The 20,412-nt window shown below is 69.7% G+C and carries 19 protein-coding genes; 1 reads left to right on the top strand and 18 read right to left on the bottom strand.

Annotated elements, in window-relative coordinates; all coding sequences use genetic code 11:
* From nuoN to ACLJQM_RS01880, 17 genes are all read right to left on the bottom strand, one after another.
* The gene (nuoN, locus tag ACLJQM_RS01960; protein WP_247015273.1) at positions 1 to 1,569 is read right to left on the bottom strand and encodes an NADH-quinone oxidoreductase subunit NuoN; all 1,569 of its coding nucleotides are present in this window, start codon (positions 1,567 to 1,569) and stop codon (positions 1 to 3) included.
* A 3-nt stretch (positions 1,570 to 1,572) separates the two neighbouring features.
* Positions 1,573 to 3,123, bottom strand: a complete 1,551-nt coding sequence (locus ACLJQM_RS01955) for an NADH-quinone oxidoreductase subunit M (protein ID WP_247015275.1) — start codon at positions 3,121 to 3,123, stop codon at positions 1,573 to 1,575.
* A complete protein-coding gene (gene nuoL / locus ACLJQM_RS01950) occupies positions 3,123 to 5,024 on the bottom strand; it encodes an NADH-quinone oxidoreductase subunit L (protein ID WP_410629928.1) in 1,902 nt (633 codons plus the stop codon). The genes ACLJQM_RS01955 and nuoL overlap by 1 nt, the downstream gene beginning before the upstream one ends.
* Positions 5,025 to 5,034: 10 nt before the next feature.
* A complete protein-coding gene (gene nuoK, locus ACLJQM_RS01945) occupies positions 5,035 to 5,334 on the bottom strand; it encodes an NADH-quinone oxidoreductase subunit NuoK (RefSeq protein ID WP_003081840.1) in 300 nt (99 codons plus the stop codon).
* Positions 5,331 to 6,194 (bottom strand): NADH-quinone oxidoreductase subunit J, encoded by an 864-nt coding sequence (locus tag ACLJQM_RS01940; protein ID WP_360768028.1) that lies wholly within the window; start codon positions 6,192 to 6,194, stop codon positions 5,331 to 5,333. Before ACLJQM_RS01940 ends, nuoK begins: the two co-directional genes overlap by 4 nt.
* Positions 6,191 to 6,715, bottom strand: coding sequence for an NADH-quinone oxidoreductase subunit NuoI (gene nuoI, locus ACLJQM_RS01935; RefSeq protein ID WP_247015281.1), 525 nt, complete (start codon positions 6,713 to 6,715; stop codon positions 6,191 to 6,193). Before nuoI ends, ACLJQM_RS01940 begins: the two co-directional genes overlap by 4 nt.
* On the bottom strand, positions 6,702 to 8,051 hold the full coding sequence (gene nuoH / locus ACLJQM_RS01930) for an NADH-quinone oxidoreductase subunit NuoH (RefSeq protein ID WP_410629925.1): 1,350 nt from the start codon (positions 8,049 to 8,051) through the stop codon (positions 6,702 to 6,704). The genes nuoI and nuoH overlap by 14 nt, the downstream gene beginning before the upstream one ends.
* The gene (locus ACLJQM_RS01925; protein ID WP_410629923.1) at positions 8,048 to 10,519 is read right to left on the bottom strand and encodes an NADH-quinone oxidoreductase subunit G; all 2,472 of its coding nucleotides are present in this window, start codon (positions 10,517 to 10,519) and stop codon (positions 8,048 to 8,050) included. Before ACLJQM_RS01925 ends, nuoH begins: the two co-directional genes overlap by 4 nt.
* Entirely contained in the window at positions 10,516 to 11,814 is a 1,299-nt protein-coding gene (gene nuoF, locus ACLJQM_RS01920; protein WP_155548775.1) for an NADH-quinone oxidoreductase subunit NuoF, read from the bottom strand. Before nuoF ends, ACLJQM_RS01925 begins: the two co-directional genes overlap by 4 nt.
* Positions 11,814 to 12,671, bottom strand: coding sequence for an NADH-quinone oxidoreductase subunit NuoE (gene nuoE, locus ACLJQM_RS01915; protein WP_360768020.1), 858 nt, complete (start codon positions 12,669 to 12,671; stop codon positions 11,814 to 11,816). Before nuoE ends, nuoF begins: the two co-directional genes overlap by 1 nt.
* Positions 12,668 to 14,047 carry an NADH-quinone oxidoreductase subunit D gene (locus tag ACLJQM_RS01910; protein WP_360768018.1) on the bottom strand — a complete coding sequence of 460 codons (1,380 nt, stop codon included), beginning with the start codon at positions 14,045 to 14,047 and terminating at the stop codon, positions 12,668 to 12,670. The genes nuoE and ACLJQM_RS01910 overlap by 4 nt, the downstream gene beginning before the upstream one ends.
* Positions 14,044 to 14,793: an NADH-quinone oxidoreductase subunit C gene (locus tag ACLJQM_RS01905; RefSeq protein ID WP_410629920.1), complete on the bottom strand. Its 750-nt coding sequence runs from the start codon at positions 14,791 to 14,793 to the stop codon at positions 14,044 to 14,046. The genes ACLJQM_RS01910 and ACLJQM_RS01905 overlap by 4 nt, the downstream gene beginning before the upstream one ends.
* A gap of 4 nt (positions 14,794 to 14,797) precedes the next feature.
* Entirely contained in the window at positions 14,798 to 15,346 is a 549-nt protein-coding gene (locus tag ACLJQM_RS01900; protein ID WP_020643101.1) for a NuoB/complex I 20 kDa subunit family protein, read from the bottom strand.
* 4 nt (positions 15,347 to 15,350) lie between these two features.
* Positions 15,351 to 15,770: an NADH-quinone oxidoreductase subunit A gene (locus ACLJQM_RS01895; protein WP_247015294.1), complete on the bottom strand. Its 420-nt coding sequence runs from the start codon at positions 15,768 to 15,770 to the stop codon at positions 15,351 to 15,353.
* A gap of 433 nt (positions 15,771 to 16,203) precedes the next feature.
* Entirely contained in the window at positions 16,204 to 17,490 is a 1,287-nt protein-coding gene (locus ACLJQM_RS01890) for a geranylgeranyl reductase family protein (RefSeq protein ID WP_410629918.1), read from the bottom strand.
* Between the two features lie 63 nt (positions 17,491 to 17,553).
* On the bottom strand, positions 17,554 to 18,243 hold the full coding sequence (locus ACLJQM_RS01885) for a demethylmenaquinone methyltransferase (RefSeq protein ID WP_247015298.1): 690 nt from the start codon (positions 18,241 to 18,243) through the stop codon (positions 17,554 to 17,556).
* 9 nt (positions 18,244 to 18,252) lie between these two features.
* Entirely contained in the window at positions 18,253 to 18,798 is a 546-nt protein-coding gene (locus tag ACLJQM_RS01880) for a DUF4386 domain-containing protein (RefSeq protein WP_410629916.1), read from the bottom strand.
* 53 nt (positions 18,799 to 18,851) lie between these two features.
* On the opposite strand from ACLJQM_RS01880, the gene ACLJQM_RS01875 reads away from it, so the two are divergent.
* Positions 18,852 to 19,304 carry a MarR family winged helix-turn-helix transcriptional regulator gene (locus ACLJQM_RS01875; protein ID WP_410629914.1) on the top strand — a complete coding sequence of 151 codons (453 nt, stop codon included), beginning with the start codon at positions 18,852 to 18,854 and terminating at the stop codon, positions 19,302 to 19,304.
* Positions 19,305 to 19,307: 3 nt separating this feature from the next.
* Here the strand turns inward: ACLJQM_RS01875 and ACLJQM_RS01870 are convergent, their stop codons facing one another.
* The gene (locus ACLJQM_RS01870; RefSeq protein WP_247015305.1) at positions 19,308 to 20,411 is read right to left on the bottom strand and encodes a glycosyltransferase family 4 protein; all 1,104 of its coding nucleotides are present in this window, start codon (positions 20,409 to 20,411) and stop codon (positions 19,308 to 19,310) included.
* Between the last annotated feature and the right edge of the window lies 1 nt (position 20,412).

Here is a 20,412-nt window from a genome sequence, read left to right as displayed (position 1 = left end):
TCAGAGTGCGAAGCCGCCCGAACCGGCCCAGCCCAGTGCGAACGCCGGGACCAGGCCCAGCACCAGCGTCACCGCCGTGCCGAGGAAGATCGCCGTTCCCGTGCCGAAGCCCGGGACCGTTACCGACGGGCCGTCGGCCGCCGGCTCCGAGAAGTACATCAGGACGATCACCCGCAGGTAGAAGAACGCCGCCACCGCGCTGAACACCAGGGCCACGACCACCAGCGGGGCCATTCCGTCCGACAACGCCGCCGAGAACACCACGAACTTGCCGACGAAACCGGACGTCAACGGGATGCCGGCCAGCGCCAGCAGCAAGAACGTGAACACCGCCGCCAGCAACGGAGACCGCTTCGCCAGCCCGGCCCACGCCGAGAGGTGCGTTGCCTCGCCGGACGCGTCGCGGACCAGGCTGATCACGCCGAACGCCGCCAGCGTCGTGAAGCCGTACGCCAGCAGGTAGAACAGCGTGCTGGACAACCCGTCCTTCGTCATCGAGATCGCGCCGATGAGCAGGAAGCCCGCGTGGGCGATCGACGAGTACGCGATCATGCGCTTGACGTCGGTCTGGGTCAGGCCGAGGACCGCGCCGATCACCATCGAAATGATGGCCACGCCCCACAGGACTCCGCGCCACTCCCACGACGTCGACGAGAACGCCACCGACAGGACCCGCAGGATCCCGCCGAAGGCCGCGACCTTCGTGCACGCCGCCATGAACGCCGTCACCGGTGTCGGGGCTCCTTGGTACACGTCCGGGGTCCACGTGTGGAACGGGCCGACCGAGCCCTTGAACAGCAGGCCCACCACGAGGAGGCCGAGGCCCGCGAACAGGAGCGTGTCCGACCGGTCCGAACCGGCCGCCGCGGCGGCGATGTCGCCCAGCTTCACCGAGTTCGCGTAGCCGTACAGCAGCGCCAGGCCGTAGAGGAAGAACGCCGACGAGAACGCGCCCAGCAGGAAGTACTTGACCGCCGACTCCTGCGACAGCAACCGGCGCCGTCGGGCGAGGCCGCACATCAGGTACAACGGCAGGGACAGCACTTCCAGTGCGATGAACATCGTCAGCAGGTCGTTCGCCGCGCAGAACGCCATCATGCCGCCGAGGGCGAACAGCGTCAGCGGGAACACCTCGGTCTGCATGACCGTCGCCGTCTGGGCACGGTCCTGGACCGTGCCCGGGCGGATGCCGGCCTGCGCGACCAGCGCGCCGCCCGGCTCGACCACGCGGTCCGAAATCAGCAGCACCGCGCCGAGGGCCAGCGCCAGGAGCGTGCCCCAGAGGAAGAGCGCCGGGCGGTCGATCGAGATCGCGCGGCTGAACGTCGTGACGCCGGCCGCCGGGGCGGAGCCGGTCGCGTACACGACCAGTGCGACGCCGGCGCCGACGATCGCCAGCAGGCTCAGGATGACCTGGGAGCGGAACCGCGAGCCCTTCGGGAAGAACGCCTCGACCAGCACGCTCAGGCACGCCGCGCCGAAGACGATCAGCACCGGCAGCACGGCCGGGTAGTCGACCGACGGCACCTGCACCGGCTCCGGTGCCTGCGTCAGGAGGATGTCGAGCACGGTTTACTTGCCTCCCTGGACCGCGGACAGCGTCTGCTGCACCGTCGGGGTGACTGTGTCGAGCACCGGCTTCGGGTAGAAGCCGAGGACGAGGATCAGCACGACCAGCGGGGCGAGGATCGCGATCTCGCGGCCGTTCAGGTCGGTGATCGCCTTCTTCGCGCCGAGTTCCGGCGCCATCGCGGTGCCCGGCCCCCCGCCGACGCCGATGAGCGCGTCGCCGCGGACCGGGCCCTGCATGACCCGCTGGTAGAGCCACAGCACGTACGCCGCGGCGAGGACCATGCCGACCGTCGCGAGGATCGTGTACACCGGCTGGTCCACGTAGGACCCGATGAGCACCAGGAACTCCGAGACGAAGGAGTTGGTGCCCGGCAGCGAAAGCGTCGACAGGCCGGCGAGGAGGAACAGGCCCGCCAGCAGCGGCGTCACCTTCGCCATGCCGCCGTAGTCCGAGATCTTCGAAGACCCGCCGCGCGCGATGACCAGGCCGATCACGACGATCAGCATGCCGGTCGCGAGGCTGTGGTTGAGCATGTACGTCGCCGAGCCGACCATCGCCTGCTCGTTGAAGGCGAAGATGCCCAGCGAGATGAAGCCGAAGTGCGCGATGGACACGTAGGCGATGAACCGCTTCATGTCCCGCTGACCCGCCGCGAGGATGGATCCGTAGAGGACACCGACCACCGAGAGCACCAGCACCAGCGGCGCCAGCGTCTTGCTCGCGTCCGGGAACATCGGCAGGCAGTAGCGCAGGAACCCGAACGTGCCGACCTTGTCCAGCACGCCGACCAGCAGGACGGCGACGCCGATCGGCGCCTCCCCCGCCGCGTCCGGCAGCCAGGTGTGGAACGGCACCAGCGGCGCCTTGATCGCGAAGGCCAGGAAGAACCCGAGGAACAGCCAGATCTGCGTGGACAGCGGTGCGTCGCGGACCACCGTGACGAGCGTGGCCCAGTCGAACGTGCCGTGCCCGAGCTTGTCCTTCGCGAGCGAGTACGCCCCGATCGCCGACGCCAGCATGATCAGGCCGCCGAGGAACGAGTAGAGGAAGAACTTCACCGCCGCGTACTGCCGGTTCGCGCCGCCGTAGCCGCCGATCAGGAAGTACATCGGGATCAGCATGATCTCGAACAGCACGTAGAACAGGAAGACGTCGGTCGCGGCGAACACGCCGATCGTGAGCGCTTCCTGCAGCAGGATCAGCGAGAGGAACCCGCCCGCGCTGCGGCCCGCCGGCAGCTTGTCCAGCGTGCCGAGGCCGCCGACGACGATCGGCACCAGCAGCGCGATCACCGCGATCATGATCAGCGAGATGCCGTCGGTGCCGAACGCGATGTGCACGCCGAAACTGGGGATCCAGTCGAAGCTCGACGTCATCTGCAGCCGCGCGCCCGAAGGCGAGTAGCTGAGCCAGAACGGGATGATCAGCAGGAACTCGAGGATCGAGAACGCCAGCGCGGCCAGCACCGCGGCGCGGTCGTTCCCCTTGAGGAACGCCAGCACCAGGGAGCCGGCGAGCGGCACCAGGATGAGGATCAGCAACCAGGTCATCAGGAGAACCTCACCAGCAGGAGAGCCGCCAGAAGCAGGAACGTGCCGCCCAGCATCGACAGCGCGTAGGACCGGACGAACCCGGTCTGGAGCCGCCTCAGCCGGCCGGAGCCGCCGCCGAGGAAGGCGGCGAGACCGTTGACCGCGCCGTCGACGCCGCGGTTGTCGACGAACACCAGCGCCCGCGAGAGCCAGGTGCCCGGGCGGGCGACCAGGGTCTCGTTGAGGGCGTTGCCGTAGAGGTCCTTGCGCGCGGCGCGGGTGACGAACGAGACCCGCTCGGGCCGCTCGACCGGGACGTCGCGGCGGAAGATCAGGTACGCGATCAGCACGCCCAGCACCGAGAACACGATCGCGGCGACGGAGATCACCCAGGCGTCGAACGGCGCGTGGTGCGCTTCCTCCAGCTCGCCGACCGAGGGAGTCAGCCACTCGGCGAAGCGGTCACCGAGGGCGAAGAACGCACCGGCGCCGACCGAACCGACCGCCAGCACCGCCATCGGGATCCACATGATCGCCTTGGACTCGTGCGGGTGGAAGTCGCGGCCGTCGCTGGACTTGATGTCCTTCCAGCGCTCCTTGCCGAAGAACGTCATCACCATCAGGCGCGTCATGTAGAACGCGGTGAGCCCGGCGCCCAGCAGCGCGGCGCCGCCCATCACCCAGCCACGCCAGCCGCCCTGGCCGAACGCCGCCTCGATGATCGCGTCCTTGGTGAAGAAGCCCGACAGCGGCGGGATGCCGATCAGGGCGAGGTAGCCGAGGCCGAAGGTGATGAACGTGATCGGCATCTTCTTGCGCAGGCCGCCGAACTTCCGCATGTCGACCTCGTCGTTCATGCCGTGCATGACCGACCCGGCCCCGAGGAAGAGCCCGGCCTTGAAGAAGCCGTGCGCGACCAGGTGCATGATGCCCAGCGCGTACGCGATCGGCCCGAGGCCGACGGCGAGCATCATGTAGCCGATCTGACTGACCGTGGAGTACGCGAGGACCTTCTTGATGTCGTCGTACGCGCAGCCGATGATGCACCCGAGCAGCAGGGTCACCGTGCCGACCAGCGTGACGATCAAGCGGCCGTCTTCGGTGGCGTTGAAGATGTCCTTCGAGCGGGCCACCAGGTAGACGCCGGCGGTGACCATCGTCGCCGCGTGGATCAGGGCCGAGACCGGGGTCGGGCCCTCCATCGCGTCCGGGAGCCACGCCTGCAGCGGGAACTGGCCGGACTTGCCGCACGCGCCCAGCAGCAGCAGGATCGCCATCGCGGTGATCGCCGCCGGCGAGAACTTGCCGTCGCCGACCGCCTGGAAGACCTGCGCGTAGCCGGTCGAGCCCGCGTACTTGAACATGATGAAGATCGCCAGCGCGAGCCCGACGTCACCGACGCGGTTCATCAGGAACGCCTTCTTCGCCGCGGTGGCGGCGGACGGGCGGCCCTGGTACCAGCCGATGAGCAGGTAGGACGCGAGACCCACGCCCTCCCAGCCCATGTAGAGCGTCACGAAGCTGTTGCCCAGCACCAGGATCAGCATCGAGGCGACGAAGAGGTTCAGGTACGCGAAGAAGCGGTACCGGCCCTCGTCGTCGGCCATGTAGCCGATCGAGTAGAAGTGGATCAGCATGCCGACGCCCGTGATGAGCAGCACGAACGTCAGCGACAGCGCGTCGATCCGCAGGCCGAAGTCGATTTGCAGCGCGCCGGCCGGGATCCACGAGTACAGCTTGGTGTCCGTCGTGGTGCCGGTGTCCGCGGTGAAGAACAGGATCAGCCCGTAGACGAAGGCGAGGGCGACGGTGGCCGTTCCGAGCAGATGCCCCCAGGCCTTCGCGCGCTTGCCCGCCAGCAGGAGGATCAGGGCGCCGAGGGCAGGGAGGGCCACCAGCAGCCACGATGATGCGGTCACTCGGTGTCTCCTAGTACTTCAGCAGGTTGGTGTCGTCGACCGAGGCCGAGCGCCGGGTGCGGAAGATGGCCATGATGATCGCCAGGCCGACCACGACCTCGGCGGCCGCGACGACCATCACGAAGAACGCCATGATCTGGCCGTCGAGCCCGCCGTTGATCCGGGCGAACGTGACCAGCGACAGGTTCACGGCGTTGAGCATCAGCTCGATGCACATGAACACGACGATCGCGTTGCGCCGCACCAGCACGCCGACCGCGCCGAGCGCGAACAGCAGCGCCGACAGCAGCAGGTAGTACGTCGGGGTCATGCCTTCTCCCCTTCGGATTCCGAGCTGTCCGAGCCGACCAGCGCGTGCGCGTCCGGGTGCTCGACGTCGTCGGCGACGAGCTTGCGTTCCTTCGCCAGCTCGATCGCCGAGGTGGACTCGATGATCGCCGAGAGCGACTCCGGGGCGATCGAGCCGTCCGGCAGCAGCGCCGGCGTCGCCACCGAGTTGGCGGTGGCGAAGACGCCCGGGCCGGGCAGCGGCGAGGGCCGGTCGTGCTCACCGCGGAAGCGGGCGACGACCAGTTCCTTCTGCGTGCGCTTCCCGCCCTTGGCGTGCCGGTCGGTGAAGGCCAGCACCATCGCGCCGATCGCGGCGGTGATGAGCAGCGCCGACGTCAGCTCGAACGGGAACAGGTAGTCGGTGAAGATCAGCTTGCCGAGGCCCTTGGGACCGCCGCCCGCCGACGTCGTCGAGTCGAGCGGCGTCGCCGGGGTGACGTTCTCCATCGCCCGGTAGATGCCGGTGGCCAGCAGCGCGGCCATCCCGATGCCGAGCACGGTCGCCGCCAGCCGCTGGCCGCGGAGGACTTCGACGACCGAGTCGGAGCTCTCGCGCCCGACCAGCATCAGCACGAACAGGAACAGCATCATGATCGCGCCGGTGTAGACGATGATCTGCGTGAAGCCCAGGAACGGCGCCGACTGGATCATGTACAGCGCGCCCAGGCTCAGCATCGTCAGGACCAGCCACAGCGCCGAGTGCACGGCGTTGCGGGAGAAGATCATGCCGAGCGCGCCGAGCAGGCACAGCGGGCCGAGGATCCAGAACGCGACGGCCTCGCCGGTGGTGACGCCGGCCGCGGCACCCGTCGGGGCCTGGGCCAGGAGGGCGGTGATCACTGGACGCCCTCCCCGCGCGCGAGTTCGGGGCCGTTCACGTAGTAGTCCTGCTCGTTCTCGCCGAGCCGCATCGGGTGCGGCGGCTGCTCCATGCCGGGCAGGAGCGGCGCGAGGAGGTCTTCCTTCGTGTAGATCAGCCGCTGGCGGTCGTCGTCGGCCAGCTCGTAGAAGTTGATCATCGTCAGCGACCGCGTCGGGCACGCCTCGATGCAGAGGCCGCAGCCGATGCAGCGCAGGTAGTTGATCTGGTAGTCCGCGCCGTACCGCTCGCCCGGCGAGAACCGGGCTTCCTCGGTGTTGTCACCGCCCTCGACGAAGATCGCGTCCGCCGGGCACGCCCAGGCGCACAGTTCGCAGCCGACGCACTTTTCGAGGCCGTCCGGGTGGCGGTTCAGCTGGTGGCGCCCGTGGTACCGCGGGGCGGCGGGGGCGCCGGCCTCGGGGTACTCCTCGGTGGCGACCTTCTTGAACATCATCCCGAAGGTGACGCCGAAGCCCTTGACGGGATCAAGAAACCCCATCTTGCGCTCCTTCCTTTGCGGTACCGACGGCCGCCGGCTTGCGGCGGGCCGCCTTCGCCTCGGCCTTGGCCAGGGCCTTCTGACGCGGGGTGGTCTGCGGGACCTTGAGGTCCAGCGGCGGGACCGGGAAACCGCCGCCGGTCACCGGAACGGTCTCGCTCTCCTCTTCGCGGCCCGACGCGCGGACGTAGAAGAACAGGGCGATGACGATGAAGATGGCGACCGCGGCGATGATGATGGACGCGGTGTTCCAGGCGATGACCTTCGCGAAGGTCACCATGATGATCCACACCAGGTTCAGCGGGACCAGCACCTTCCAGCCCAGGCGCATGAACTGGTCGTAGCGCAGGCGGGGCAGCGTGCCGCGCAGCCAGATGAACCCGAACAGCAGGACGAACATCTTCGCGAAGAACCACAGCACCGGCCACCAGCCGGTGTTGAGCACGTTGTTCCCGATCAGCGACAGCGGCCACGGGGCCATCCAGCCGCCGAGGAACAGCGTCGTCGCGAACGCCGAGACGATCACCATGTTGACGTACTCGGCGAGGAAGAACATCGCGAACTTCATCGAGCTGTACTCGGTGTGGAAGCCGCCGACCAGCTCCGACTCGGCCTCGGGGAGGTCGAACGGGGCGCGGTTGGTCTCGCCCACCATCGAGATCAGGTAGATCACGAAGCTCGGGACCAGGTAGAGGAACCACGCCGGCTGCTGCTTGGAGACGATGTCGGCCAGGTCCAGCGAGCCGGCCTGCAGGATCACCGCGACGATCGAGAGACCCATCGCGATCTCGTAGGAGATCACCTGCGCCGCGCTGCGCATGCCGCCGAGCAGCGGGTACGGCGAGCCGGACGCCCAGCCGGCGAGCACGATGCCGTAGACGCCGATCGAGGAGCAGGCCAGGATCACCAGCGCGCTGACCGGCAGGTCGAGCAGCTGCAGCACGGTTCGCTCGCCGAAGATCGAGACGACCGGGCCGAAGGGGATGGCCGACAGCGCGATCAGCGACGGCACCACGCACATGACCGGCGCGAGGAAGTACACCTTGCGGTCGGCCGTGTCCGGGATGATCTGTTCCTTGAACGGCAGCTTGATCGCGTCCGCGAGGGACTGCAGGTAGCCGCCCGGGCCGACCCGGTTGGGACCGGGCCGGTTCTGCATCCGGCCGACGGCCTTGCGCTCCCAGACGATCAGGAAGATCGTGAAGATCGGCCCGATCAGCAGGATGACCACGCACTTCAGCAGGATCAGCCACAACGGGTCGTCCGCCAGCAGCGCCGCCCGCGTCGCCGCATCCGGGACACTGCCCACGGCGGCTTCGGTAAGCAACGGTGTCACTGTTCACCCCCAGCGAGGTTCACCACGGCGCCGTGGCCGGCACCGAGCGTCTTGAACACGGCCGAGCCGTCGGAATTGCCCGGCAGCCACACGACGCCGTCGGGCAGGTCCGCGATCTCCACCGGCAGCGTGATCGCACCGCGCTCGGTGCTCACCTTCACGGTGACGCCCAGGCCTTCCGCGGTCTTCGCGGACAGCCGCGCGACCGGGGTGCGCTGGGTGCCCTTCAGGTGCGGCTCGCCGTCCTGCAGCGAACCGTTGTCGATCAGCTGGCGCCAGGTCGACAGGACCGCCTGGCCCGCGCCCGGCGTCACCGGGGCCGGCACCTCGACGGCGACGTGGCTCCAGTTCAGCGCCGAAGCCCTGCCCAGCTTCTCGAAGTCGCCGCGGGCGGCGGCCGGCGTCTGCGTGAACAGGTCGGCGTCCATCTCGACGGCGAGGGTGTCGAGCACCCGGCAGTCCGGCAGGGCGCCGGTGCCTTCGAGGGTGACGTCGAACGGGCGGGTGCGGCCCTCCCAGTTGAGGTAGCTGCCGGCCTTCTCGTCCGACGCCGCCACCGGGAGCACGACGTCCGCGCGCTCGGTCACCGCGCTGTGGCGGAGTTCGAGGCTGACGACGAAGCCGGCGGTGTCCAGCGCGCGCAGCGCCAGCTCCGGGTCCGGCAGGTCGTACGGGTCGACGCCGCCGACGACCAGACCGCCGAGTTCGCGGCCCGAAGCGGCCTCGAGGATGCCGGTGGTGTCGCGGCCCGGCGTGGCCGGAACCGGGACGCCCCAAGCGTTTTCGACGGCGACGCGGGCAGCGTCGTCGGTGACGCGGCGGCCGCCCGGCAGCAGCGTCGGGACGCAGCCGGCCTGCAGCGCGCCGCGGTCACCGGCCCGGCGCGGGATCCACGCGAGCCGGACGCCGGTGCGCTCCACCAGGTCCTGCAGCGCCGAGAACAGGCCCGGCACGCCGGCGGCGCGCTCGCCGACCAGGACGACCGAGCCGTCGCCGCGCAGGGCCTCGTCGAGGTCCGGCGCGTGCTTGGCGATGCCGTCGATGGCCGCGGCCTCCTGGCCGGGGACGCAGGCGAGCAGCTCGCCGAACGTCTTGCGCACCGACGAGGTCGTCCACTGTCCCAGGTGGACGACGCGGGTGCGGTTCTTGCGGGCCGCCTTGCGCAGCCGCAGGAACACGATCGGCGCTTCGTCCTCGGGCTCGAAAGCGACGCACAGGACCGTGCGGGCCCGCTCGATCTCGCCGAAGGTGACGCCGGACTCCGCCGTCACGCCCACGACCCGCGAGGTGAGGAACGCGAGCTCCTCGGCCGAGTGCGGGCGGGCGCGGAAGTCGACGTCGTTGGTGTGCAGGGCGACCCGGGCGAACTTCGAGTACGCGTAAGCGTCCTCGACGGTCAGCCGGCCGCCGGGCAGGACGCCGACGCCGCCGTTCGAACGGGCTTCGGTGAGGCCGGCGGCCGCGATGCGCAGCGCGTCGGTCCAGGACGCCTCTTCCAGCTCACCGGTGGCGGCGTTGCGGACCAGCGGACGGCGGATGCGGTCGTCGGCGCCGGTGTAGCGGAAGGCGAAGCGGCCCTTGTCGCAGAGCCACTCTTCGTTGACCTCGGGGTCGTCGCCGGCCAGCTTGCGCTGGACCTTGCCGCGCCGGAAGTCGGTGCGCTCGGCGCAGCCGGACGAGCAGTGCTCGCAGACGCTCGGCGCGGACACCAGGTCGAACGGGCGGGAGCGGAACCGGTAGGCAGCGCTCGTCAGGGCCCCGACCGGGCAGATCTGGATGACGTTGCCGGAGAAGTAGGACTGGAACGGCTGGCCGGACGTCGTCCGCGACGCCAGGTCGAGCACGTCCGCCGTCTCCGCGGTGCCGATCTGCTGGTGGGCGCCGCGCTCGAGGAGCTCGATGAACGGGTCGCCGGCGATCTCGCGGGAGAACCGGGTGCAGCGCTGGCAGAGCACGCAGCGTTCGCGGTCCAGCAGCACCTGCGTCGAGATCGGCAGGGGCTTCGGGAACGTCCGCTTGGTGTCGACGAACCGGGACTCCGCGCGGCCGTGGGCCAGCGCCTGGTTCTGCAGCGGGCACTCGCCGCCCTTGTCGCAGATCGGGCAGTCCAGCGGGTGGTTGATGAGCAGCAGCTCCATCACACCCTGCTGGGCCTTGTCCGCGACCGGCGACGTCAGCTGCGTCTTGACGACCATGCCGTCGGCGACGGTCATCGTGCAGGACGCCTGCGGCTTCGGCATCGGCCGGCCGCCCATCTCGACCTCGACCAGGCACTGGCGGCAGGCGCCCGCCGGGTCGAGGAGCGGGTGGTCGCAGAACCGCGGGATGACCGTGCCGAGGCGTTCGGCCGTGCGGATGAGGAGCTCGCCCTTCGGGGCGATGACCTCTTCGCCGTCGATGACCAGCTTGACGTGGCCTTCGGGGACCGGCGTCGCGGCCGTTTCGGGCTTGTCGGGCGCGATCGTCATGATGCCTGCGCTCCCACGAGTTCGGGCTTGGTCTGTTCGTGCCGGTTCTTCTCGCACAGCGCGAGGAACTCCTCGCGGAAGTACTTGATGCCGCTCTGGATCGGCGACACCGCGCCGTCACCGAGGGCGCAGAACGACCGGCCGAGGATGTTGTCGCAGACGTCGAGGAGGGTGTCGATGTCCTCTTCGGTCCCGTGGCCCTCGACCATCCGCTCGAGGATCTGCGCCAGCCAGTACGTGCCTTCGCGGCACGGCGTGCACTTGCCGCAGGACTCGTGCTCGTAGAACTGCGTCCACTTCATCACGGCCCAGGGCACCGACACCGTCTCGTTGAAGACCTGCACGGCGGTCGTGCCCAGCATCGACCCGGCTTCCGCCGCACCCTCGAAGTCCAGGGGAACGTCGAGGTGCTCGGCGGTGAACATCGGGGTGGACGAGCCGCCCGGGGTCCAGAACTTGAGCGGGATGCCGTCCTTCATACCGCCCGCCATGTCGAGCAGCTCGCGCAGCGTGGTGCCGAGCGGGCACTCGTACTGGCCGGGCTTCTCGACGTGGCCGGAGATCGAGTAGATCTTCGGGCCGGGCGACTTCTCGCGGCCCATCTCGCGGAACCAGCTCGACCCGCCGTTGACGATGAACGGCGCGCTCGCGATGGTCTCGACGTTGTTGACCGTGGTCGGCGCGGCGTAGAGACCCGCGGCGGCCGGGAACGGCGGCTTGAGCCGCGGCTGGCCGCGACGGCCCTCCAGCGAGTCCAGCAGCGCCGTCTCCTCGCCGCAGATGTACGCGCCCGCTCCGGCGTGGACGGTGATCTTCAGGTCGAAGCCGGAGCCGAGGATGTTCTCGCCCAGGTAACCGGCCGCTTCGGCTTCGCGCACGGCCGCGTTGAGGCGGCGGATGCAGTGCAGCGCCTCGCCGCGGACGTAGATGAAGCAGTGGTTGGACCGCATCGCGTACGAGGCGATGATGCAGCCCTCGATGAGCGAGTGCGGGTCCGCCATCATCAGCGGGATGTCCTTGCAGGTACCCGGTTCGCCTTCGTCGGCGTTGATCACCAGGTAGTGCGGCTTGTCGAAGTTCGGCGGCATGAAGGACCACTTGATGCCGGCCGGGAAGCCCGCACCGCCGCGGCCGCGCAGGCCGGAGTCCTTGACCACCTGGACGAGCTGCTCGGGCGTGCCGGCCAGTGCCTTGCGGACGGCGGTGTAGCCCTCGAGTGCTTCGTACGTCCCGATCTGCCAGGAGTTCGGGGACAGCCAGCGCTTCGTGAGGACCGGCGTAATGGGATCTGCCATTACTTTTTCTCCACTTCCGGAAGCGGAACGTCTTGCGCGACCGGGGCGACCCAGCCGCGGTCCTGCGCGAGCTTCGCGCCCCGCAGCGTCTCGACGGCCTGCGAGGGACCGTCGACGTCCGCGCGGTACTGGCGCTCGTCCTCCGGGAAGAACCCGGCGAGCTGCAGTTCGGCACCCTTGAAGCTGGACAGCGGCGCACCGCGCGTCGGCGCCGGCTTCTTGCCCGCCCGCAGCGCGTCGACCAGTGCGACGGCCTTGTCCTCGGTCTGGTTGTCGAAGTACTCGTAGTTGACCTGGATGACCGGCGCGAGGTCGCAGGCCGCCAGGCACTCGGCGTGCTCGAGGGTGATCGAGCCCGGCTCGTTCGGCGTGCCCGCGGTCTCGTTGTGCCCCAGCGGTTCTTCCTCGGACCCGAGGTGCGCCTGGAGCTTCTTGTAGATCGCGTCGCCGCCCATGGCCGCGCACAGCGTGTTGGTGCAGACGCTCACGAGGTGCTCGCCGCACGGCTTGCGCTTGTACATCGTGTAGAACGTCGCGACCGCGCTGACCTCGGCGTCGGACAGGTCGAGCTGCTTCGCGCAGAACGCGATGCCCTCCTGGCTGACGTAGCCCTGCACCGACTGCACGAGGTGCAGCATCGGCAGCAGCGCCGAGCGGGACACCGGGTAGCGGGAGATGATCTCCTGCGCCTGGGCCGTGGTGCCGGCGTCGAAGACGTCTTCGAGCGGCGTCTCGGTGATGATCCCGGCCGCGACATCGGGGTCCGGCGCGATGGCGACCACGTCGACGTCCGGCCCGGCCGCGGCGTGCGTCGTCACGGCGTCCTTCGAGCCGGGTTCGGGAACTGCTGTGCTCATCGGTCCACTCCCCCCATGACGGGGTCGATCGAGGCGATCGCGGCGATCACGTCCGCGACGAGGCCGCCTTCGGCCATTGCGGGCATCGACTGCAGGTTCACGAAGCTCGGTTCGCGCACGTGGACCCGCAGCGGCCGGGTGCCGCCGTCGGAGACCAGGTGCGCGCTCAGCTCGCCGCGCGGCGACTCCACCGAGGTGTAGACCTGCCCGGCCGGCACCTTGAAGCCCTCGGTCACCAGCTTGAAGTGGTGGATCAGGGACTCCATCGACTGGCCCATGATCTTCTTGACGTGCTCGAGCGAGTTGCCCATGCCGTCGCTGCCGATGGACAGCTGCGCGGGCCAGGCGACCTTCTTGTCCTCGACCATGACCGGGCCCGGCTCGAGCTTCTCCAGGCACTGTTCGATGATCTTGAGGCTCTCGTGCATCTCGTGCACCCGGATCAGGTAGCGCGACCAGCAGTCGGCACCGTTGTCCACGGGCACGTCGAAGTCGAACTCGTCGTAGCAGGAGTACGGCTCGGTCTTGCGCAGGTCCCACGGGAGGCCGGCGGACCGCAGCACCGGGCCGGTGACGCCGAGCGCGAGGCACGCGTCGACCGGCAGGTAGCCCACGCCCTTGAGCCGGTTCCGCCAGATCGGCTGACCGGTGAACAGCTTGTCGTACAGCGGAAGGCGCTTCTTCATCGTCTTGACGAATTCGGTGACCTTCTCGACGTAGTCCGCCGGCATGTCCTGCGCGAGGCCTCCGGGGCGGATGAACGCGTGGTTCATCCGCAGGCCGGTCAGGTGCTCCAGCAGGTGCAGCACCTCTTCGCGCTCGCGGAAGCCGAGCGTCATCGCGGTGGTGGCGCCGAGCTCCATGCCGCCGGTCGCGATGTAGACGAGGTGCGAGCCGATCCGGTTGATCTCCAGCAGCATCACGCGAAGCAGCTGCGCGCGGCGCGGGGCCTCGATCTGCAGCAGCTTCTCGACGCCGAGGCAGTACGCCATCTCCGTCGAAAGCGGGGCCAGGTAGTCCATGCGCGTCACGAAGGTGACGCCCTGGGTCCAGGTCCGGTACTCGCAGTTCTTCTCGATGCCGGTGTGGAGGTAGCCGATGACCGACCGCAGCTGCGTGACGGTCTCGCCCTCCATCTCCAGCACGAGCCGGAGCACGCCGTGCGTCGACGGGTGCTGCGGGCCCATGTTGATGACCATGCGCTCGTCGTGCGCCGCGTCGGCGATGACGTCGTCCCAGTCGCCGCCGGAGACCGAGTAGACGCGGCCTTCGGTGGTGTCACGGGAATCGGCGTAGCTGACGTCGTCGGTGCTGTCGCTGCCCGGCGCGCTCGTGTCCGTCCCGGTGGTGACGTCGGAAAGGTTCTCGGTGCTCACGAGTACGACCTCCGCTGGTCCGGCGGCGGGATCTCCGCGCCCTTGTATTCGACCGGGATCCCGCCGAGCGGGTAGTCCTTGCGCTGGGGGTGGCCGTCCCAGTCGTCCGGCATCAGGATCCGGGTCAGCGCCGGGTGGCCGTCGTAGACGATGCCGAACATGTCCCAGGCCTCCCGCTCCTGCCAGTCGGCGGTCGGGTAGAGCCCGACCAGCGACGGCACGTGCGCGTCGTCGACGTCGAGGGTCACCTCGAGCCGGATCCGGCGGCGGTAGGTCAGGGACGTGAAGTGGTACACCGAGTGCAGCCGCTGCGGGACGTCGACGCCGTAGTCCACGCCGGACACCGAGGACAGCAGCTCGAAGCGGAGACCGCCGTCGTCGCGCAGCACCTTCGCGATCGCGGGCAGCTGCTCGCGGGCGACGTAGAAGGTGATTTCGCCGCGGTCGACCGTCGTCTGCAGGATCGCTTCGGCGGGGATCTTGTTGTCCGACAGCGCCGCGTAGAACTCGTCGGCGAACTGGTCGAACCAGCCGCCGTACGGGCGTTCGGCGGGCGCCGGGTTGTAGGCCGGGAGCCGGACACCGCCGTAGCCGGAGGTGTCGCCGGTGCCGTGGACGCCGAACATGCCCTGGCGTTCGCGGCCGGTGACGACCGCCTCGGCGGGGCGGGTGCCCGTCGGCTCGAGGCCGCCTTCGGGCCGGTCGGCGCCGGAGTGCTCTTCGCCGGGTTGCGGGTTCTCAGTCATCGCTCTACTTCTTCGCGTACTTGATCGACGACGCGACGAGCTCGGTGCGGGCCCCGCTGGCGGCGCGGATGGCGGCGCGGCGGGCGTTGATCGGCTCGTCCTGGATCTTGGCGTGCAGCTTGAGGATCGCGTCCAGCAGCATCTCCGGCCGCGGCGGGCAGCCGGGCAGGTACATGTCGACCGGCACGATGTGGTCGACGCCCTGGACCACGGCGTAGTTGTTGAACATGCCGCCGGAGGAGGCGCAGACGCCCATGGCGAGCACCCACTTGGGCTCGGCCATCTGGTCGTAGATCTGGCGCAGGACCGGCGCCATCTTCTGCGTGACCCGGCCGGCGACGATCATCAGGTCGGCCTGCCGCGGCGTCGCGCTGAAGCGCTCCATGCCGAAGCGGGCGATGTCGTAGCGGGAACCGCCGACCGTCATCATCTCGATCGCGCAGCAGGCGAGCCCGAAGGTGGCCGGCCACATCGAGTTCTTCCGCGACCAGTTGACGAGACCTTCGAGGCTGGCCAGCAGGATGCCGTTGGGGAGTTTCTCTTCGAGGCCCATGGGTCTAGTTCCAATCCAGGCCGCCGCGCCGCCACACGTAGGCGTACGCGAAGCCGACCGTCGCGATGAACAGCAGGATCTCCACCAGGCCGAACGTGCCCAGCGCGTCCGCCTGCACGGCGAACGGGTAGAGGAAGACCATCTCGATGTCGAACAGGATGAACAGCATCGCGGTGATGTAGTAGGCCACCGGCATCCGCCCGCCGCCGACGAGCGGCTGGGGCGAGGGCTCGATGCCGCACTCGTACGCGGAGAGCTTGGCCTTGTTGTAGCGGCTGGGGCCGACGAGCGGGCCCAGCAGGACCGACAGCACGGCGAAACCGAGCGCCAGGACGAACAGGATCACGATGGGCAGGTAGGGCTTCAGGCTCGGGGCCTCTTGCGCCAGCTGCACCGTGTCGGTTCGGGTCAGCAACGTCAGCACGGGGTCTTCGCCATCCTTTCCGCGCCGATGCGGTTGTGCTTGTGGTGGGGAACCGCTTGGCCTCGTCGGCACCCTAAGGGACCTGGGTCACACCGCCGAGGGTCAGGGTCTCCTTACGGCCCGTGGCTGGACCTCAAGGTGCTTGTGAAATAGTTCACAAGCCACTCGTCGTGGATGTGAAGGGATTCACAAAGCATGGGGGGAGTCTAGGACGCGACTCACACTCTTGTCCCTAGGCCCCCGTGTTATAAGGGTGCCCTAAGTTCCGGCGCTAACGTTGTCACGACGGGGCAACGGCGCGCGTGCGACCTGCGCGAAGGCTCCTCAAGATCGTGAAACGGCCGGACAAACAGGGCGCTGACCTGTGACCTATCCCACTGACCGCACGGCCAACTTGCTAGGCCACTCGTGTGTCCGCGCGCACGAGTCCGGGTCAGCGCGGGCTGGGAGCCGCCTTCGCGAGGGCCGAGATCAGGCGGTCGACGCCGTCGCCGCCCTTGGCGTCGTAGCAGCCGGACAGGCCCTTGTAGACCAGCGGCAGGAGCTTGTTGATGCGCAGCCCGTACTTGGTGCAGGCGTGCATGATCTTCGGCTTGCCGATGATCTTCGCGAACACGTTGCCCAGCTGGTAGTAGCCGCCCATCAGCTCCCGCACCGCGCGCGGGTACGCCTCCAGCGCCCGCTCCCGCGAAGGCCCTTCGCGCCGCGCAAGCGCTTGCACGACGACCTCCGCCGCGATCTGCGCGGACTCCATCGCCGCCGAGATGCCCTCGCCGTTGAACGGGCTGACCATGCCGCCCGCGTCGCCGAGCAGCAGCAGGCCGTCGCGGTAGTGCGGGGTGCGGTTGAAGCCCATCGGGAGGCCGGCGCCGCCGACCTTGCCGATCGCGTTCTCCTCGCGGTAGCCCCACTCCTCCGGCGTCCCGTCGAGCCACTGGCGCAGCAGCGCGCGGTAGTCGGTGTTCCGGAACGAGGCCGACGTCGAGAGCATGCCGAGGCCGATGTTGACCGTGCCGTCGCCGAGCGGGAACGCCCAGCCGTAGCCCGGCAGCAGCTTCGGGTCGCGCGGGTCGGACTTGTCCCACAGCTCGAGGTGGCCCTCGATGAACGGGTCGTCGTGGCGCGGGCTCTTGTAGTACTGGCGCACCGCGACGCCCATCGGGCGCTTCTCGTTCTTCTGGATGCCGACGCTCAGCGCGAGCCGCGCGGAGACGCCGTCGCAGGCCAGGACGAGCGGCGCGTAGTACTTCACCGGCGTCCGCTCCGGGCCGACCTTCGCCTCGACACCGACCACGCGTCCGGTCGCGTTCGTGATCGCGCCGGTGACGGTGGTGCGCTCGTACAGGCGCGCGCCCGCCTTCACCGCGAGCTTCGCGAGGAGATCGTCGAAGTCGTGGCGGGTGCGGGAAACGCCGTACGGCGGGTAGCTCGTCAGGTCCGGCCAGTCGAGTTCCAGCGTGAGGTCGCCGGTGAGGATCCGCAGGCCGCGGCTGTGCACCCAGCCCGCGTCCTCGCTCGTGTCGATGCCGAGGTCGATCAGCTGCTTGACGCCGCGCGGGGTCAGGCCGTCGCCGCAGACCTTCTCGCGCGGGAACTCGGTCTTCTCCAGCAGCAGGACGTCGACGCCCGACCGCGCCAGGTACGTCGCGACAGTGGATCCGGCGGGCCCGGCGCCGACGACGATGACTTCGGCGTCCTGGTCTGCGGTGCGTCGACTCATGCTTCGAATCTACAGCGGGGCGAAGCCCCTCCTTTGAGGGTGGCGGTGGGGAGGAAGGCGGAGTTAGGCAGGCTTTCGCGCGCGGTGGATCGCCACGACGCCGAATGTGAGGTTCAACCACTCGACGTCGGCCCAGCCGGCGCTCGCGATGATCTCGCCGAGCGTGCGCTGGTCCGGCCAGGCCAGCATCGATTCGGCCAGGTAGGAGTAGGCCTCCGGGTTCGACGACGTCCGCTTGCCGACCCAGGTGAGCAGCTTGAGCATGAACCGCCGGTGGATGAACCGGATCGGGGCGAACGGCGGGGTCGAGACCTCGCAGATCACCAGGCGGCCGCCCGGCTTGACCACGCGGGCGATCTCGGTGAGCGCGGCCTTCGTGTCGACGAAGTTGCGCAGCGCGAGGGAAATCGTCACGGCGTCGAAGCTGTCGTCGGCGAACGGCAGGTTGAGCGCGTCCGCCGCCACCATCGGCACCTTGCGGTGCAGCCCGGCGCGCAGCATGCCGAAGGAGAAGTCCGCGGCCAGGCACCAGGCGCCACCGCGGGCGTACTCGACGGTGGACACCCCGGTGCCGGCGGCCAGGTCCAGGACCTTCTCGCCGCGGCGGGCGTCGAGCACGCGGGCGGTGGTGGTGCGCCAGCGCCGGTCGAAGCCGAAGGTCATGAACGAGTTCGCCCGGTCGTACCCGTCCGCGACGCCGTCGAACATGGCGGCGACTTCGTGCGGGTTCTTGTCCAGGCTTGCGCGTGACATGACTTGAGATTAGTCGCGGGGCTTGAGGAAGCTCGCGAGCACCAGCCAGATGAGCCCGCCGAAGCGTCCGACCGGGATCAGCGGGTAGAGGACGTCGGTCAGCATGCCGAGCGCCGAAAGCCCGGCCAGCCCCGCGACGACGTAGCCCGTGATCTCCAGCCATTTCCGCTCGTCGCGGGCCACGACCGCGATGAGCAGCGCGAGGGGCACGGCGAAGCCGAACGCGCCCGCCGCGAAGGCCAGCGACGTGAACGGGCGGGCGAAGTCCGGGTTCTGCGCGGCGGTCCAGGTGGCGAGGCCGCTCAGCAGGAGCGAGCCGGACGCGAGCAGGCCGCCCGCGTAGCCGAGCTGCGGTGGTCTCGCGGCCGCCGTCCAGACCGCGAGGGACAGGCCGGCGCCGAAGACGACCAGGGCCAGCAGCTGGACGAGCCCCTGGTGCGCGGCGTCGTAGGCGGCGACCTCGGCCGCGGACGAGTCCGGGCGGGTGCCGGTGGCGCCGAGGACTCCCCCGGCGACGGTGAACAGGCCGTAAGCGATGACCGCAATTCGTTTCATGCCATAAACGATTACACTGGTGTAATCGATTGTCAACGGCTACCGTCCCGGGCATGAACGGTTTCGGCAGCGCGTTCCTGCTGGCCCAGGTGGGCGCGCACGCGGCCCAGCGGTTCACCGAGCGGATCGGTGAGCTGGACCTGACGCCGCCGCAAGTCGGGCTGTTGCGGCTGGTCGCGACACGGCCGGGGCAGAGCCAGCAGGCGATCGCGGCTCAGCTCGGCACCCAGCCGACCCGGCTCGTCGCGCTGGTCGACGGCCTGGAGAAGCGCGGCCTGATCGAGCGCCGCCGCAACCCGGAGGACCGGCGGCTCTACGCGCTGGAGCTGAGCGAGGACGGCCGCGCGTTCATGGGCCGCGTCGCCCAGGCCGCGGCCGCCCACGACCGCGCGCTCACCGAGGCGTTGTCGGACGACGAGCGCTCGACCCTCCACGCCCTCCTGACCAAGATCGCCACCGACCAGGGCCTCACCCCCGGCGTCCACCCCGGCTACGGAAAGCCGTGAAGCTCAGCGGAAGGTGGCCAGCATCCCGGCCACCGCGGCGGGCCAGGTGAACTGCTCCGCCCGGGCGCGGGCCGCCGCGCGGCGCAGGTCTTCGGGGCTGTCCAGGAGGTGCGTCACCGCGGTGGCGAACGCCGGCGCGTGGTCGTCCACCGCCGCGCCGCAGCCCGGGCGCACGATCTCGCGCAGTGCCGAGGACGCCGACACCACCACCGGCGTCCCGGACGCCAGCGCCTCCAGCGCCGCCAGCCCGAACGTCTCGTGCGGGCCGGGCGCCAGGGAGACGTCCGCACTGGCCAGCAGCCGGGCGACGTCGCCGCGGCCGGACAGGAAGCCCAGGAACGTCACCGGCAGCCCGCGCGCCCGGCGTTCCAGCGCGCGGCGGCGAGGGCCGTCGCCCGCCACCACCAGCCGCACGCGGGCGCCCGCCTCCGTCAGCTCCGCGACGGTGTCCACGCTGCGCTCCACGTGCTTCTCCGGCGACAGCCGTCCACAGTGGACGAGCAGGGCGTCCGCTCCCCCGGCGAGGTCGGTGCGCCAGCCGTCGTCGCGCATGGCGGGCCGGAACGTCGCGAGGTCGACGCCGAGGGGCACGCGGTGGACGTTCGGGGCGGCGATCCGGTCGAACTCCGCGCGCGCGAACGCCGTCGTGCAGACGACCGCGTCGTAGCTCGCGGCCATCCGCCGGTTCGCGACGTCGGCGACGCGGCGCGCGACCGGCTCGGGCAGCAGGAACTGCTCCAGCAGCCGGTCGAGGCGCTCGTGCGAGATGACCGTGCTGGGGACGCCGTGGCGCCGCGCCCAGCCACCCATCCCGCGCAGCGTCAGCCGGTCCGACACCTCCAGCCGGTCCGGCTCGAGTCTTCGCAGGACCGCGCGGACGCGGTGCGGGTCGACCGCGCGGTAGCCGCCGGTGCCCGGGATCTTGGGCGCCGGTAGGGAAAACCGGCGGACACCGGTCGGCAGGACTTCGTCGGCGTACCGCGTGCCGGGCACCACGAGCGTCACCTCGTGGCCGCTCGCGACGTACCCCGCGCCGAGGTGGTGCAGGGCCGTGCGGAGGCCGCCCGAGCGCGGCCCGTAGAAGTTCGCGAGCTGGACGATGTGCATG

Origin of the sequence: Amycolatopsis sp. cmx-4-83 (genome assembly GCF_046548815.1) — a bacterium.
GTDB lineage: Bacteria > Actinomycetota > Actinomycetes > Mycobacteriales > Pseudonocardiaceae > Amycolatopsis > Amycolatopsis pretoriensis_A.
This window is presented reverse-complemented; position numbering and strand designations above follow the sequence as displayed.